15 protein-coding genes are annotated in these 15,806 nt (G+C 69.9%); 7 read left to right on the top strand and 8 right to left on the bottom strand.

Annotated features, from left to right (window positions below; all coding sequences use genetic code 11):
• The first annotated feature begins 4 nt into the window (after positions 1 to 4).
• Together ABIC47_RS04530 and ABIC47_RS04525 are read left to right on the top strand one after the other, a co-directional pair.
• Entirely contained in the window at positions 5 to 763 is a 759-nt protein-coding gene (locus ABIC47_RS04530; protein WP_354477626.1) for an SDR family oxidoreductase, read from the top strand.
• A gap of 144 nt (positions 764 to 907) precedes the next feature.
• A complete protein-coding gene (locus ABIC47_RS04525) occupies positions 908 to 1,309 on the top strand; it encodes a hypothetical protein (RefSeq protein WP_354477623.1) in 402 nt (133 codons plus the stop codon).
• Between the two features lie 32 nt (positions 1,310 to 1,341).
• On the opposite strand, the gene ABIC47_RS04520 is transcribed toward ABIC47_RS04525, so the two are convergent.
• A complete protein-coding gene (locus ABIC47_RS04520) occupies positions 1,342 to 1,674 on the bottom strand; it encodes a DUF7882 family protein (RefSeq protein WP_354477620.1) in 333 nt (110 codons plus the stop codon).
• Between the two features lie 95 nt (positions 1,675 to 1,769).
• Here ABIC47_RS04520 and ABIC47_RS04515 point away from each other — a divergent pair, with 95 nt between their 5' ends.
• The 3 genes from ABIC47_RS04515 to ABIC47_RS04505 all read left to right on the top strand — a co-directional run bounded on the left by ABIC47_RS04515 (position 1,770) and on the right by ABIC47_RS04505 (position 6,719).
• Entirely contained in the window at positions 1,770 to 1,997 is a 228-nt protein-coding gene (locus tag ABIC47_RS04515) for an RNA-binding S4 domain-containing protein (RefSeq protein WP_020076496.1), read from the top strand.
• Positions 1,998 to 2,087: 90 nt separating this feature from the next.
• A complete protein-coding gene (locus ABIC47_RS04510; RefSeq protein WP_354477617.1) occupies positions 2,088 to 2,648 on the top strand; it encodes a VanZ family protein in 561 nt (186 codons plus the stop codon).
• Positions 2,649 to 2,831: 183 nt separating this feature from the next.
• Entirely contained in the window at positions 2,832 to 6,719 is a 3,888-nt protein-coding gene (locus ABIC47_RS04505) for a DUF7927 domain-containing protein (protein WP_354477614.1), read from the top strand.
• An 80-nt stretch (positions 6,720 to 6,799) separates the two neighbouring features.
• Here the strand turns inward: ABIC47_RS04505 and ABIC47_RS04500 are convergent, their stop codons facing one another.
• Together ABIC47_RS04500 and ABIC47_RS04495 are read right to left on the bottom strand one after the other, a co-directional pair.
• Complete coding sequence (locus ABIC47_RS04500) at positions 6,800 to 7,600, bottom strand: class I SAM-dependent methyltransferase (RefSeq protein WP_354477612.1); 801 nt, start codon at positions 7,598 to 7,600, stop codon at positions 6,800 to 6,802.
• 50 nt (positions 7,601 to 7,650) lie between these two features.
• Entirely contained in the window at positions 7,651 to 8,265 is a 615-nt protein-coding gene (locus tag ABIC47_RS04495) for an excalibur calcium-binding domain-containing protein (protein ID WP_354477609.1), read from the bottom strand.
• A 112-nt stretch (positions 8,266 to 8,377) separates the two neighbouring features.
• On the opposite strand from ABIC47_RS04495, the gene ABIC47_RS04490 reads away from it, so the two are divergent.
• On the top strand, positions 8,378 to 8,803 hold the full coding sequence (locus tag ABIC47_RS04490) for a hypothetical protein (RefSeq protein ID WP_354477606.1): 426 nt from the start codon (positions 8,378 to 8,380) through the stop codon (positions 8,801 to 8,803).
• Between the two features lie 93 nt (positions 8,804 to 8,896).
• On the opposite strand, the gene ABIC47_RS04485 is transcribed toward ABIC47_RS04490, so the two are convergent.
• The gene (locus tag ABIC47_RS04485; protein WP_354477603.1) at positions 8,897 to 9,805 is read right to left on the bottom strand and encodes an NAD(P)-dependent oxidoreductase; all 909 of its coding nucleotides are present in this window, start codon (positions 9,803 to 9,805) and stop codon (positions 8,897 to 8,899) included.
• A 99-nt stretch (positions 9,806 to 9,904) separates the two neighbouring features.
• Positions 9,905 to 11,671, bottom strand: a complete 1,767-nt coding sequence (locus tag ABIC47_RS04480; RefSeq protein WP_354477600.1) for a DUF2207 domain-containing protein — start codon at positions 11,669 to 11,671, stop codon at positions 9,905 to 9,907.
• Between the two features lie 305 nt (positions 11,672 to 11,976).
• Between ABIC47_RS04480 and ABIC47_RS04475 the strand changes: the two genes are divergently transcribed.
• Complete coding sequence (locus ABIC47_RS04475) at positions 11,977 to 12,531, top strand: CGNR zinc finger domain-containing protein (RefSeq protein ID WP_354477597.1); 555 nt, start codon at positions 11,977 to 11,979, stop codon at positions 12,529 to 12,531.
• A 3-nt stretch (positions 12,532 to 12,534) separates the two neighbouring features.
• Here ABIC47_RS04475 and ABIC47_RS04470 read toward each other — a convergent pair whose 3' ends face one another.
• The 3 genes from ABIC47_RS04470 to ABIC47_RS04460 all read right to left on the bottom strand — a co-directional run bounded on the left by ABIC47_RS04470 (position 12,535) and on the right by ABIC47_RS04460 (position 15,716).
• Positions 12,535 to 14,130 carry an ABC-F family ATP-binding cassette domain-containing protein gene (locus ABIC47_RS04470; protein ID WP_354477594.1) on the bottom strand — a complete coding sequence of 532 codons (1,596 nt, stop codon included), beginning with the start codon at positions 14,128 to 14,130 and terminating at the stop codon, positions 12,535 to 12,537.
• Between the two features lie 164 nt (positions 14,131 to 14,294).
• Complete coding sequence (locus ABIC47_RS04465) at positions 14,295 to 14,738, bottom strand: VOC family protein (RefSeq protein ID WP_354477591.1); 444 nt, start codon at positions 14,736 to 14,738, stop codon at positions 14,295 to 14,297.
• 96 nt (positions 14,739 to 14,834) lie between these two features.
• The gene (locus tag ABIC47_RS04460) at positions 14,835 to 15,716 is read right to left on the bottom strand and encodes a helix-turn-helix domain-containing protein (protein WP_354477588.1); all 882 of its coding nucleotides are present in this window, start codon (positions 15,714 to 15,716) and stop codon (positions 14,835 to 14,837) included.
• Between the last annotated feature and the right edge of the window lie 90 nt (positions 15,717 to 15,806).

Here is a 15,806-nt window from a genome sequence, read left to right as displayed (position 1 = left end):
CGACATGAAGATCGTCGTCATCGGCGGGACCGGCCTGATCGGTTCGAAAGTGGTGACCCTGCTGGCAAGCCACGGGCATGAGGCGATCGCCGCCTCTCCGAACTCCGGTGTGAACACGCTCACCGGTGACGGAGTGGATGCGGCGCTCGCCGGAGCGGACGTCGTCGTCGACGTCTCGAACTCGCCCTCCTTCGAGGACCGCGCGGTGATGGACTTCTTCACCACCTCCACCAACACGCTCATCGCCGCAGAGCGCAAAGCCGGAGTGCGGCACCATGTGGCGTTGTCGGTGGTCGGCACCGAGCGCATGACGGACAGCGGGTACATGCGCGCGAAGGTCGCGCAGGAGCTGCTCATCCGCGAGTCCGGCATCCCGTTCTCCATCGTGCACGCCACGCAGTTCTTCGAGTTCGTGAAGGCGATCGCCGACGCCGCCACCGACGGCGACACTGTGCGCCTTGCGCCCGTGGTCATCAAGCCGATCGCAGCGGAGGACGTCGCCACCGCCGTCGCCCGCACCGCCGCCGGTTCGCCCCTCGGGGGAGTGCTGGAGGTGAGCGGACCGGAGGAGTTCCGGCTGACCGAGCTGATCGCGCGCGGGCTGGCCGCGCGGGGCGACGCGCGTCAGGTCGTCGACGATCCCGAGGCGCGCTACTTCGGCGCGCACCTCAGCGATCGGGAGCTCGCCCCCGGTCCGGATGCGGAGGTCTTCCCCACGACGTTCGCCCAGTGGCTGGACGCCCAGGCGGTGACCACCCCGTGACAAGCCGGTCCGGCCGAGCCGTGAGGTAAGAGCGGGAACACCGGGTTTCAGGCGGCCCACTCCCCGGGCATGCGCCAAGCAGACCACGGCTGGTCCCTCCCGCCGCCGGACCCTTCACACCCGATACGAGAGAAAGGCGTTCCCATGTCGATGACAGCGTGGCTGCCCTCGGTGCTCACCCGGAGGCGACAGCTCGTGGGCGAGCTGCGCGCCGCCACCGCTGCGCGCGATGCCCGACGCCTGCGACGGCTCCTCGACCCCGACGTCGCCGTCGTGGTGGATGCGGGTGAGGGCGACCGCGCGAAGGTCCGCGTGGTGCGCGGAGTGGAGGATGCCGCGCTCCTGCTCGCCTACGGCCTCGGCGCCCGGAGCGGACGGGAGGTCGTCGAACGCCCGGTGAACGGCCGCCCGGGCTTGCTGCTCCGCCGTGACGGGCAGCCGGTCGCGACGATCGCCGTGGACGTGACCGCGGGGATGATCAGTGTGGTCTGGGTGCGGCTCGGTGCCACCGTGCTTCGGCGCGGCAACGCCGTGCTGCCCGTGTGAGGGCGCGACCGCGACCCGTCCGGGATCCCGTCCTAGATCCCCCGGTCGTGCGAGATGCCCGCGCAGAGGTCGCCGCCCTCATCGAGCACGATCAGGCCGCCGTTCGAGTTGGCCGAGTCTATCAGGCGGCGCAGCCATTCCCGGTTGATCGCGGGCGGCCGCGGGCTGTCGTAGTGGAACCGGAGAGGGAGCGAGGAGTCCAGCCAGATGGTGCTCCGGCCGCTTCCGTTGGCCTTCGACTCGCGCCACGAAAGGGCGAAGGACTCCTTGCGCTGGAGCTTGGCGATGATGGCGACCTCCAGGTGGGCGAGGACGACGTCGTCGAACGACACCCGTGCTGAACCGTCGTAAGCGAGGTACCCCATCGGACCCACCTCCTGGCCATACCGTATCCATTCCGGCGGCCTCCTCTGCCTCCCGATTTCCGGCCGCGGCTCGCCGTGTCGTCTACTATTCGGGGATGAAGAAGCCAGCTCCCATCGAGGACGTGTCGATCGGCGGCGACGCGATCCGGCTCGGGCAGTTCGTGAAGTTCGCCGGACTCCTCGACTCCGGCGGGAGCGTCAAGGAGGCCATCGCCGACGGTGATGTCGACGTCAACGGCGAGGTCGAGCTCCGGCGCGGGCGACAGCTGCAGGTCGGGGATGTGGTGACCTTCGCCGGACACGCGGTGCGCGTCGCCCCCTGAGGTCACTTCCTCGGCAATCCCTCGGAAGTCGTAGACCGTCGCGACCCGCGACTGACTCGCGCCGCGGGCGCGGTCCGTAGCGTCGAGAAGGTGACCGCATCCCTCTCCCTCCGTCCGACGCATCCGGCGCGCACCGCTCCCCGCTCGCTTCCGGCCGTGCTGTTCGCCGTCTACCTCGTGCTGCTGGTGTGGGCCGTGCTGTGGAAGTTCCACGTGCCCGACTTCGGCGGGGAGGGCGTGCGCGCCGTCAAGCTGGTGCCGTTCGTCGCGAGCGAGGGGTTCGGCGTCAACCGGCCCTCCGAAATGCTGGCGAACGTCGCTCTGTTCGTGCCGTTCGGCGTCTACCTCGGGGTACTCGCGCCCCGGTGGCGCGTGTGGCCGGTCGCCGTCGTGGCGGCGCTCACCAGCTGCGCTCTGGAGGCGGCCCAGTACGTGCTCGCCTCGGGGAGTTCAGACGTCACCGACGTCATCCTGAATACGTCCGGCGCCATCGGCGGATTCCTCGTCCTGTCGCTCGCCCGGTGGGTGTCGCGCGGCCGAGCCGTGTCCGCCGTCTACTGGATGTGCTTCATCGTCACGGTGGCCGCCGCGGTGTTCGGCGCCTCCCTGCTCGGGTCGCCGCTCCATTCGCTCCCGCCGCTGCACCGCTGACGACCCGCGCCGCGGCATGCGATGGAGGTGTCACTCGTTCGGGGGTCATCCGACCTTTCTGGGGGTGAAGCCAGGGTGAAATTCGGCCGCAGCCCGCTGGGCCGCCGCTAGCGTGTGGCGCGGCGGGCACCGGTCTCGGTGGTGCTCCGCCGCTCCATGACGCAGGACGAAGGGGATGCTGCTGTGTCTGCACACCAGGATGGGCGCGGCCGCCGCCGCGAGGGACGAATCGCGTTGGGTTCGCCTTGGCGCTGGCTGGCCGCATTGGTCGCCGGAACGCTCGCGCTCGCCGCGGCGCTTGTCGGAGCGCCGGCGATGGCGGCGCCGGTCTACCAGATCGAAGCATCCTGGGCCGCAGGAACCCCGACGACCGTGAAGAGCGGCGACGTGGTCACCGGCGTCTGGCGCATCAACGTCAACGACGACGCCCCGGCGCCGTCGAACGACCCGGTGGACAACGTGACGGTCACGATCACGGCGCAGAACGGCCGCTACACGGCGGTCCCCTCGCTCTGTCTCACCACGGGCGTCACGCCCGCCTCCAGTATCTCCGCCGACGGGCACACCCTCGTCTGCAACGTCGGGACGCGCGACCAGGGCACCGCGGTGGTGATCCAGGCGCCCATCGTCGCCGACGGCGCGACCGGCGACCAGATCACCGCGGACGGCAGCATCGGCGGTCAGACCGCGTCGCTGAGCCCGATCGACATCACGAATCCGTTCGGGATGGACATCCGCTGGGGTGTCGGAACGCCGACCTACTCAGTGGGCAACGGTGGATTCCTGATCGATTACGAGTGGACGTTGAGCAAGGCGCTGGGAAGCGAAGCCGGGCCGCCGACCGTCATCTACAACCTCGACATCGCGTCCGCCCAGGGAGCGACCTCCGTCGACGCCCAGGGGTGCACCCCGTTCGCCGGCCCGGCGATCGCCAACGGTCACCCGTGGTCGGGCGGGACGCATCCGGCTTCGCAGATGACCGCCCCGGCAGGCAACTGCACGATCACCCAGACCGGCGCGACCACGTTCCAACTGACCATCACGGGTATCGATTACGCGCCGGCGAACCCGCCGACGCTGGACTCGGCCGGGAACCGCCTTCCTGTCGACCAGGTCGCACTCGCGTCCGGCTCAATCTGGATCCGCGTCAACACGACAGCCTCCGGCTCTGCTGTTCTGAACTCCGACGCTCCGACCTACACATCGGTCAGCGGGCAGACGGCCCAGGACGACCCGTCCAACAACGCGGAGTCGAAGGCGTGGACGACGCCGGGTGTCTATTCCTCCGGCTGGGGCCGCGGCTACACGAACAGCGGCGGCACACAATGGGACGACACGTACCGGGTCTCCGCGGGTACGACGGTCGGGCAGTACATGGACACCGCGTACCAGCTGCACACGGACCGTCCGGACGATCGGATCGTCGGAATGTGCTCCGCCCTCGACACGAGGTATGTCACCTACGCAGGCTGGGGATGGGCCCAGCCGGTGACCGATAACACCATCGGCGCCACGGCGGAGTACTACGTCGGCAATGACCCCACCGTCGACCCGACGAGCGCCGGCTACGACCCGAATGCCTTCGACTGTGGCTCGACGACCGGATGGACAACCGTCCAGCCGGCCGACCTCACCACGGTCAAGGCGATGCGCATCACCGGTACGCAGGGCCAGTTTGAGCAGCTGTCGGCGCAGTCGAACATCACCGCCGTCGTGTACCAGAAGATCAACCCGAATGTCCCCGCGGGTACCGACATCTGGTCGTTCTTCTCCGGGGTTATCGACTTCGGCGCCACGAGCGCGTGGTGGAACGGGCAGAGCTGCATCACGCCGACCGACGGCTCGCGCTATCCCTGCACGACCGGGTTCCGTGACGTACTCCGCATCGTGACCGCCACGCCCGCCGTCGCCAAGTCGGCCGACCGCTCGGTCGTCAGCCCCGGTGACCCGGCCGTCTACACGCTGACCTACTCGGCGAACGGCGCCGGCGCCATCCCGGCGACCGTTGACGGCTACCAGCTGGTGGACACGCTGCCGGCGGGCGTCACCTACGTGCCCGGCACCGCATCCCCGGAGCCGGCGGTGTCGACCAACGGCTCCGGCCAGCAGGTGTTGACGTGGACTCTGAACGGCGTCACCACGAACGCTGACCACGCCCTCACCTACCAGGCGGTCGCGGACAGCAGCGTGACGCCGGGTTCCGCCCTGGTCAACTCGGTCAGCGCCAGCTACGGCGGCATCACGAAGTCCGCCACCGCCCAGGTCACCGTCGCCACCGACGGCTACACGACCGTGGTGAAGACCGCCGACGCTCCGTTCATCCCGAACGTGAACGGCGACGGCACGGGCACGGGATCGTGGACGGTCACCGTGAAGTCGTACGACCCGGTCACCCAGCCGTTCACGGACACGATCGACATCCTCCCGTACAACGGCGATGGACGCGGCACCGCGTACTCCGGTTCGTACGCTCTCACCTCGGTGAACGCCCCGCTCGGAGCGACCGTGTACTACACGACCGCCGACCCGACGACCCTGTCCGACGACCCGTCGGCTGCGCAGAACGGCGCTGCCCCGGGCGACCCGACCGGCAACACCGCGGGCTGGACGACGACCATGCCGGCGAACCCGACCGCGGTCCGCGTGATCGGCGGCAGCCTCGCGCCGGGCGCCACCCAGCAGTTCGGCGTCCACATCACGACGAACGGCGTGAAGGGCGGCGACACGCTCGTGAACCGGGCGCAGGCGATCGCGGGTCACACCGCACTCGTGATGCGCACCTCCGCGGCCATCAGCGTGGCGAACTACTACTCCGCGATCATCCTCAAGGAGGTGCAGGCGGCCGACGGCACGTGGCACGACGCCAACAGCTCGGTCGACTACCCCGCGTTCCACTACGGCGACACGGTCCACTACCGCGTCACCGTGACGAACACGGGTCAGGGCACGCTGACGAACGTCGACCTGACGGATGACAAGAGCCCGACGGCCGGTGCCTTCCACATCGCCTCGCTCGCGCCGGGGGCGTCCGAGTCGCACGAGTACGACCTGGTGCTCGACGAGACCCTCCCGGGCGGCGGGTTCGTCAACACGGCCTGCGCCACCGCCGACACCCCGGCGGACTCGGGTATCGCTCCGACCATCCCCTGTGACCCGGCCGGCATCGACATCGCGGGCTACTCGGTCGTGAAGACCGCCGACCCTGCTCCCGGTTCGGTCGTGCGCTCGGGTGACGTCATCCACTACACGGTGACCGTCACGCAGCGCGGGCCGGTCCCGTCGGCGGCGTCCTTCACCGATGACCTCAGCAAGGTCGTCGACGACGCCACCTACAACGGCGACGTCGCAGCGGATGCGGGCACGGCGACCGTGACCGGCAGCTCGATCGCCTGGTCCGGAACGCTGGGTGTCGGTGCGGTGGCGAAGATCACCTACTCGGTGACCGTGAAGGATGCGCGCTCGATGGGCGACGGCACGCTCGACAACGTCGTGACCTCCGACGGCTGCGCTCCCGCCTCCGACTGCGAGACGGTGCACCGGTTCGGCAGCTACACCTTCGCCAAGACGTCGAACCCGGCGTCCGGCCACGCGGTGAAGACCGGTGACCGCATCACCTACACCCTCACCATCGCGCAGTTCGGTGCGGCGCCGGTGACCGGCGGCAACGTCTTCGACGACCTCAGCAAGGTGCTCGACGACGCGACGTGGGCCGGCGACCAGAAGGCGACCTCGGGAACCGTGACCCGCGCGGGCTCGACCCTCACCTGGACCGGTGACCTCGCCGTCGGGCAGGTCGTCACCGTGACCTACTCGGTGGTGGTCACCGGGGATGGCGACAAGCAGATCGCCAACGTCGTCACCAGCCCCGACGGTGGCGCGTTCTGCGTGCCCGCGCCGGACAAGAACCCGGACTGCGCCACCAGCCACCGCGTCGACGACCCGGCCGTGACGGCGGGCCTCGCCTCGACTGGTTCGACGATCGGCTGGGGTGTCGGCGGCCTGGCGGGCATCCTGCTCGCCGCCGGGGGAGCGCTGCTCTTCCTGCGCCGACGCCGCATCAGTAACACCTAGCACCCATCACCACGAAGGCCGCCGGGCGTCGCTCGGCGGCCTTCGTGCTGCGCCGGGTCCGAGGTCGGGTCGGGTCGCGTTCAGGCGGTCCAGGCGCGGAACAGGATCGTCTGCACCGGGATGGTCGTCGGCGCGGGCCCGTACTCCGCCGCAAGCCGTTCCTCCACCGCGCGGATGAGCGCATCCACGTCTCCGGATCGCGACCGCACCTGATCGGAGACCGGATTGCCGCGGATCAGGCCGTCCGCGAAGTCCGACCACGAGGCCACGGGCGCGTCGTGCGGCAGCACGTCGATGCGGAGTGAGCCGAACCCGCTGTCCTGCGCCAGCCTCCGCAGCCGCTCGACGTCGCTCATCCCGAACGGCACCCGGTAGAACGGCGGAGGGTCGTCGGGGAACGTCTCCGTCAGCAGCTGGTCGACAAGCCCGGCGAACCGGTTGCGGTCGTGGCTGTCCCACACGCTGAACACGTACACGCCGCCGTCGGCGAGCACGCGCCGCGCCTCCCGGAATCCCGCGCCGACATCCGGCAGGAACATGATGCCGAACTGGCACGCCACCGCGTCGAAGCTCGCGTCCTCGAACGGCAGCGCCTGAGCATCCGCGACCTGGATGCGCGTCCCGACCGGCACCTTGCCGGCGGCCCGCTGCAGCATCGCCTCGTTCAGGTCGGTGATGACGAGGTCTGCCCCGGGATTGTGCGCGACGATCCCGCCCGACGAGATCCCGGTCCCGGCCGCCACCTCGAGGATGCGTCCGGGCGCCGTCGACGCCACCGCCTCACCCAGCACATCGGCGTAGTGGCGGAAGAGAACGGGTCCGAGCTCCGAGTCGTAGAACTCGGGAATGGACCCCTGGAATCGCGCGGCGTCGTCGTCCACGGTGGAAGGGTACCGCCGCCGGTGCGGTTCGTGGAGGGCGGGTTGCGGCCTTACTCGCAGGCCACTCCGTCGCCGTCACGGTCCAGTTTGCGGGAGTAGCCCGGCTGACCGGCGTACAGCGGAGCCTTGCCGGCCGCGCGGACGGCCGTGCAGTTCGGGTAGTCCACGCTCGGTGCCGGTGCCGGTGCCGGTGCCGGTGCCGGGGCCGGAGCTGGTGCCGGTGGAGCCGGCGCGGGCGCTGGCGCGACGGGTGCGGGTGCCGGCGCAACAGGAGCCGGTGCCGGAGCCGGTGGGGTTGCTGTGGTGGTCGCCGTGGGCGTTCCCGTCTGCCTCCCGGAGGTCCCCTTGGTGACGGTGAGCTTCACCGTTCCCCCGCGTTTGATACTCGCGCCGGCTTTCGGCGAGGATTTCGTGACGGTCCAGTTGCTCTTCACGATCACGAACTTCGACCACTTCCACTTCAGCCCGACCGCCTTGAGCGCCTTGCTCGCGGCTGCGCCGTCGAGACCGACGACTTTCGGTACGACGACCTTCTTGGCCGCTGTCACGGGCACGGTGATGACGGTTTCGGTCGGAGCGGCCGTCGCGGGCAGGGGCGCGGTCAGCAGCGAGCCGATGACGGCTCCCGCGAGCACGACGGTGGAGAGCAGCATTCGGTTGCGCATGAGAGTTCCTCGGAGATTCGGGTGATCGCCTCAGTCTCGCGGCAGCGGCCGCTAGACGGCAGACCCGCATACGAGGGGTGATCGAGCGGTCGCGGCCGGTATGCTCCGGACCATGCGAAGTCGGGGGGCACGCGCCGTTGCCGTGATGCTGATTGCGGCCGGCGCGCTGACGACCGCGGGGTGCTCCGGCTCGGGGTTTCCCCGCTACGCGTCGTGCCTTCCCGCCCGCATGAACGTGGATCCTGCGATCGTCGCGCCGGGTGATGTCGTGACCGTCTCCGCCGATCCGCCCGAGTGCGATCTGAACTATGAGCCCGGCCACCAATACATCATTCGGCTGCGGGCCGTCGGGGTGAGTTCGCCGCCGATCAGGGCGGATGTGGATCGGGACGGGCGCTTCTCGACGACACTCCCCATCCCCGCCGACTTCCCGTTGGGGCCGGCGACCGTCGACGTCACGGGCAGCCCGTACGACGAGTGCGGCACGAGCGGCTCTGGCTCGTGCGCGGGATACACAGTGGCCGTCGAGGTGAGGTGACGGCGGCGCCCGCACGCCCCCGCCGCCTCCGCCCCCCACTGCCGCCGGAGAAGCTGCCGCCGCCGGTCCGGTTCGTGGAGGGCTGGTTGCGGCTCAGCGGAGGTCGCGCCCGGCCGTCTCTTCGATGAGCCGCACGCCCAGGAGTTCGCCGAGGACCGGCCCGAAGCGAGCGAGCGCATGGCGATGAACATCCGTCGACGCATCCAGCACGGGCGACGAGACCGAGGCCGCTCCGGCGAGCGCCGCCACCGCATCGAGCTCTTCCACGACACGGTCGACGCCGAAGGTCGTCAGGTAGTCGCCCCGGAACACCGCAGGCAGATGCTCCGCCAGCGCAGTGCTGCTGCCCGCACTGTCGGCGAGCAGGGCGTGCAGGTGCTGAGGCGCGAGACCATGGCCGGCGCCGATCAGCAGCGCTTCTCCGGCCGCCACGGCGTTGGCGAACCACAGGGCGTTCGCGAGAAGTTTCACGACGACACCGTCACTGGGGCGCGGGCCGCACAGGCGAATCCCGCCGTCCGCCGACAGTCGGTTCAGGATGGGCGTGGCACGGCCCACCGCGTCGGGCGCCCCGCCGACGTAGAACGTCAGAGTGCCCCCGGCGGCATCGCTGGGGCCTCCGCCCATCGGGGCGGCGACGACCTCGATTCCCCGATCGGCCGCCGTCTCTGCGAGAGCCGACGTCCTGTCCGGATCCCCCGAGGTGAGATCGACCCAGACCGCTCCGCTGTCGAGTGCCGGGAGCGCCTCGCGCATGACCGCGTCCGTCTCGCCCGGTCCCGGGAGCACGGTGACGAGTACGTCGCTCGACCGGGCGATCGCCGTGATCGACTCCATCCAGGTGGCGCCCGCATGCTCTACGGCTTCGCGCCGGGCGGGATCGATGTCGAACGCCGCCACGGGACCCAGCGCCGTGAGCCGGGCGACAATGCCCGAGCCCATCCGGCCGATCCCGACGAGGCCGATGCGCTGCTCGTCCATCGAGTCACCTTCCTGTCGCACGCATCGGCCGGTGCGCCGATCCCGTCACGCGTCGCCGTTGCAGCAGTGTCGCACACCTCTGGTTATCGTCCGGTCGAGGTGAAGTGAGCCGCGGGGGAGTCAGACGCCCCCGCCGCCTCCGCCACCCCCACCGCCGCCGGAGAAGCCGCCGCCGCCGGTGCCGCCGGACGACGAGCTGCTCGCAATGGTCGTGCTGGAGGAGATCCCGCTGACCATCTGGGAGAGCACGGCCGCGTTGAATGCGGTCTGACCGGCGTACCAGGTCGGGCTCTCTCCGGTCTCCTCGTAGAACCGTCCGAGCTCGGCGAGCCACTTCTTCTCCTCGCCGAACAGCACGGCCCAGGGGAGGAGGCGCTCGGTGAGGCTCAGCATCTCCCGCGGGTCGTTCACGGCGACGGGCACGCGCTCCGCCCCCTGCGGTGACTGCAGGTAGCGGATGCGGTCGGCCTCGGCGAGGTGCACGTACATCTTGAGGCCCTCCACGTACTCGCGGAGGGTGCTGCCGGTGGTGCTCAGGGGTGAGTGCGACAGCAGGATGGCGGTGACGATGAGAAGCAGGATGGCACCGATGATGATGCCGACGGGGAGCGCGCCTCCGAAGACGCCCGCGAGACACAGCACCGCGCCGACGATGGCGAGGAGGGTGGCGCCCAACGCAGTGAAGAACACCGCGCGGACCGCCCCGCGTGGTCCCGTCCTCCGGTAGCCGTAGCGGGTGGCGTCCTTGTGCACGCGCTTCAGCAGTGCGGCGATGGCGCGAGCGACACGCGAGTTGGACGAGCCGAGTTCGAGCGTCGTCCCGGGCGCGGGCGACGTGCCGAAGAGGGCCTGAAGGAACTGGAGCTCGTCGGCGGTCGGGTTCGGTTCGCGCAACGCCTGGCGTCCGGTCGCCTGAGCGGAGACGAACTCCAGCGTGTACGTGGAGCGGCCGAAGAATCCCGTGCTCTGCAGCACGCGCACTCGACCGGAGACCGCGAGGTCGAGCGTCTGCGCGGCGACCACCTTCTTGCCGCCGCCGGCGATGTCCGCCGCGAGGAGGAGCCCCTCCTTCGGCGGAACGTACTCGGGGATGATCGTGCCGCGTCCGGGAGCGTCGCGTAGGAGTCGCACACGCACGACGACGGCGCCGATGAGGGCGAGGATGCCGAGCAGCAGGCCGGCCACGGCCGCGAAGCCCCAGCCGGTGTCGAACAGTCCGTCGGCGCGCGCCGTGAACGTGCCCGCCGCGAACCCGATGGCGAAGGTGAGGTTCTCGTGCGGACCGAGCGTGTCGGCGGTGAAGCGGAACCCGTCGTCGATGCGCTCGACCGTCGCCGCATCCGTGGATCCCTGGGCGCCGCGGTACGCGGACGGGTCGCCCTTCAGCGCCGCGGCCACGTCGGGCGCGAGGTGCACGGTCGCCGTCACGCGGTCGAACGGTTGCGCCCACGCCGTGCCGTTGGTGTCCCAATACAGTTCGTCGTCGTCGGTGTCGCCGAAGTAGCGCGTGACATTCGTCTGCCGGTAGGTGATGACGTAGGTCTGATCGCCGTGCACGTAGTCTTTCGCCGCGATCGTCAGCGAGAGGATGCCGTCTTCGGAATCGCTCGTGTACGGACGCGGCGTCCCGTTCTGGTCGGTCACGGACACGACCTCCAGGTCGGTCGGGTGGCCGTCGTAGTCTTCGACCAGCTCACGCCGGATGCCGTGGTTCTGGTCGGTCTCGGGGAACCGGGCCACCAGCGTCTCCACGGTGGTGAGCGTCGAGTGCCCCTCCGCGTCGCGGCCCAGCCGGTAGTCGCCGTCGAAGCTCGCGAACGTGAAGTCGTCGACCCCGGCGGGGGCGATGGTGCCGACCGCCGTGCGGGCGTCTGCGCTCGCACTCACGGGACTCCCCGCGAGGATGAGTGAGCAGGCTGCCACGGCGAGCGTCGTCGCGATGAGTCGCCCGGCCCACCCCAACGGCCGTCGGCTTCGAGCGCGGACCCTCATCTTCCTCGCCGTCCTCCGCCCCCGGCGGTTCGCGTGGGCCGCTGGCCCTCCCGGCGGCACGCGTCCCATCCTGACACGGCTGCGTCCGTCGCGGTCGGTCACGCCCGCGAGACCGCCATCGTCTACCCTGATCCGCGAGCCCCGCACCGTAACCACTCAAATCGGTTGCAGCGCACGAAGTCACCAGTTAGGGTGGTTACATGCACGCCTTCCCCTGCGGTACGTCCGCTCTCGATTTCGTCGGCACGCTGCGTGCTCGCCGCAACGACGTACCGACGGAGAAGCTGGGCTCGCCGGAGGCGCTCGATGCGTGGTTCCTCGAGGCCGGCCTGATGGATCGGTCCCCCCGCGCCACCACCGCCGACCTCCAGAAGGCGGTCGAGCTCCGCGAGGCCGTGTACCGCGTCGTGCACGCCCGCATGATGGGCGCGCCTTTTGCGGAGGACGACCTGCGCGTGCTCAACTCCCACGCCGCCGGGCGCCCGATCACGCTCCAGCTCGACGAGAGCGGCATGATCGATCGCGCGGCGGAGATCGCGGAGGGGCTGTCGCAGATCGCTCGGCAGACCGTCGAGATCGTCGGCGGAGCCGAGGGCGACGTGCTCCGCGAGTGCGGCCGCCCCGAGTGCACGCAGGTCTACCTCGACCACTCCCGCGGCCACCGTCGGGAGTGGTGCTCGATGAAGACCTGCGGCAACCGGATGAAGGCGACCGCGTTCCGCGCCCGGCAGAAGCAGCCCGCCGCGACGGCGTAACGCCTACGCTTCGGTGAGTTCACCGCCCGGGCCGAGCTCGAGAGTCATCGTGAGACCGAGTCGGGCGAGGAATCGGTCGTCGTGGCTGACGACGAGCAGTGCGCCCCGGTAGTCGGCCAGCGCATCCACGAGCTGATCCACGCTGCTGACATCGAGGTTGTTCGTCGGCTCATCGAGGATGAGGAGCTGCGCGGGCGGGTCGGCGAGGAGCAGGCGCGCGAGGAGGATGCGGAAGCGCTCGCCGCCGCTCAGTGTCCCGACCGGTCGATCGACGGCGTCGCCCTTGATCAGCAGACGGCCGAGCCGGTTGCGGATGAGCGAGTCGGGGACATCCGGCGCGACCCGGCGGACATTCTCCAAGGCGCCCACGCTTTCGTCGACGCCGTCGAGCCGCTGCGTCAGGTAGCCGACCCGGTCGGTGTGGAGCACTCCGCCGGCGCGCCCGGGCTCCGCGTCACGGCGGTGGAGCAGCGACTCGAGCAGAGTGGTCTTGCCCACGCCGTTCGCGCCGACGACGGCGACGCGATCCGGGCCCTGAAGAAGGTAGGTGCGGTTGCTCCCGTGCAGCTCCGCGATGCGGCGACCGGCGGGTACGTCGGGGTCCGGCAGCTGCAGGGTGATGCGCTGATCCGGGCGGATGCGCGCCGCGGCCTGTTCGCGCGCCGCTTTGGCCGCATCCACCCGGTCGTCCAGTCCCGAACGCAGCTTGCCGGCGGAGGCCTCCGCACGCGAGGCGAGCCCGTTCATCAGGATCTTCGAGCCCTTCTTGTTCTCGTTGGCCGTCTTCGCGTTCCTGGCCCGCTTGGCCAGCCGGCTCTCGGCCTCGGCGCGCTGCCGCTGCTCCGCTTTGACGGCGTGCTGTGCTGCCGCGGCCGCCTGCACGGCATTCGCCTGCTGCTGGTCGAGTGCCGCCTTCCACTCGCTGTACGGGCCGCCGAAGGTCGTCAAGCGGCCGCCGTACAGCTCGGCCGTCTGATCCATCCGCTCGAGGAGGTCCAGATCGTGGCTGACGACCACGAGGGTTCCCGGCCAGTCGTCGAGCATCCCGGCGAGGAGGGCCTTCGTCGGGCGGTCCAGGTTGTTCGTCGGCTCATCCAGCAGGGTGATCGGAAGCTCTCGCACCCGCAGGCCGGAGATCGCGATCAGCATGACCTCGCCGCCCGAGAGGGTTCTCACCGGGCGGTCGAGGTCGGCCGCCGAGAAGCCGATCGCCTGCAACTGCACCTCCGCGCGCGACTCGATGTCCCAGTCGTCGCCGATGGTGTCGAAATGCTCCACGGAGGCGTCGCCGCCCTCGACGGCCCGGATCGCATCCAGCACCGGCCCGATGCCGAGGAGGTCGGCCACAGTGGCTGTGTCGTGCCAGGTCAGCGACTGCCGGAGATAGCCGACGTCCCCCGCGGTGGAGATGCTGCCGGTGGATGGGGTGAGCTCGCCGGCGATGAGGCGCAGCAGGGTGGACTTCCCGGCGCCATTGTCACCGACGAGGCCGGTGCGACCAGTGGTGAACGACCCGGAGACCCCCGAGAGGGCGGCCTGGCCGTCCGGCCAGGAGAAGGAGACGTTGGAAAGAACGATGGCAGACGTGCCAGTAGACATGTGAAGACCTTGACGAGAGAGAGCGGACGAATCGGAACGCAGTCGGCCGCGCGGTGGCGTTTGCAGGAGCCACCGGTGACCGGTGGCTACGCTCTGTCGATCTCGTCAATCAGCACCATGGCATGCTACCAAAGCCCGCCGGCCCGGCCTCTGGCCTCCTTGCCTCAGCGGCCAGGGGCTCGCGTCACGATCTGCTGGATGGTCCAGCTGTTGCCGTCGGGATCGCTGAACGATGCGTACGTGCCGTAGCTGTCTGTCGCCGGGTGGGGACCGGGCACCCGGTTCGCCTCGTCGGCCCAGTGGAAGATCCCGTCCGCGTCGTGCCAGAGCTCGCTGACCGCGACTCCGTGTTCGATGAGCGTGTTGCGCGCCTCGACGATGTCCGGAGTGATCAGGTGCAGGCCCTGCGCCGTGCCGGGCTCGGCCGTGGTGAGGTGGTCGCCGAAGATGACGGATGCCGCCGACCCTGGGGGAGTCACCTGAACGACCCGCAGCCCTTTGTCGGTGGAGAAGTCGGCGTCGAGGCGGAAGCCGATCCCCTCGTAGAAGTCCTTCGCGCGGTCGGTGTCGGCGACGGGGATGACCACGATCTCGAGCTTGAGTTCCATGTGCAGAGCCTTTCGATAAATAACCGTTTAGGACGGTTATGACCCTCTCATGCGGTCGCATAACCTGTCAAACCAGTTATTCTGAGCAGCCGGATGTCATCGCCGGGACTCTTCCTCGGCGGTCAGCTCGGCGCGGGCCGGCTCGCTCCACGACGTCAGGATGCGCAGCCCATCGCTGGACGGGCTGCCGTTCTCTGCGGTCAGCACCATCAGACGTTGGCCGCTGCCGTCGGGACTCTGCCACGTGTCGCAGTCGAGGGTGAGCTCGCCGACCGTGGGATGCCGGTAGTGCTTCGTCCCGTAGGTCGCCGAGTTGACGTGCCGTTCGGCCCACCAGGTGCGGAAATCGGCGTCGCGGAGCGACAGCTCCCCGACCAGCGCGGCGAGCTCCGGGTCGTCAGGATCTGCCGCCGCCTCCATGCGCAGGGCGGCGACCGCATCGCGGGCGTCGTGGTCCCAGTCGAGGTGCATGGCGCGGACACCGGGATGCAGGAAGAGCAGCCGCAGGTAGTTGCGCTGGGGCGCGGGTACGGCGCCGAAGTCCGTGAACAGCGCTGCGGCCGCACGGTTCCACTGCAGCACGTCGAGGCGGCGTCCGAGCACGAGTGCAGGGGTGTCGGTCAGCTGCTCGAGCAGTCGCCGCATCGCCGGTCGCACTGTCTGGCGGCTCCGTCGCCGCCGAGGGGTTGCGTCGGCCTTGTGCGCGACCTCGTAGAGGTAGGCGCGCTGGTCGTCATCCATTCGGAGCGCGCGTGCCAGCACGCCGAGCACCGCCGCGGAGGCTTGGACGCGTCCCTGCTCCAGTCGCGTGTAGTAATCGACGCTGATCGACGCGAGCGCAGCCGCCTCCTCCCGCCGGAGTCCCGCGACGCGTCGATGACCTCCCGTCTCCGGAAGGCCGACGTCCTCGGGCCGCAGCCGCGCGCGGCACGCCTTCAAGAACGCCCCGAGCTCGTGGAGCTCCGCCGATTCACTCATGGATTCAGTCTCCCGTCCGGAGCGATCGTGTGGGAGGGAAGGATTCTTCCCCGGCAGATTCCTGCTGCTTACCCCTGACTCGGCGGCGCA

It is taken from the genome of Leifsonia sp. 563, from assembly GCF_040545055.1.
Classification (GTDB): Bacteria; Actinomycetota; Actinomycetes; order Actinomycetales; family Microbacteriaceae; genus Leifsonia.
The sequence above is the reverse complement of the archived record's forward strand: the minus strand, read 5'-3'. Positions and strand labels throughout refer to the sequence as shown.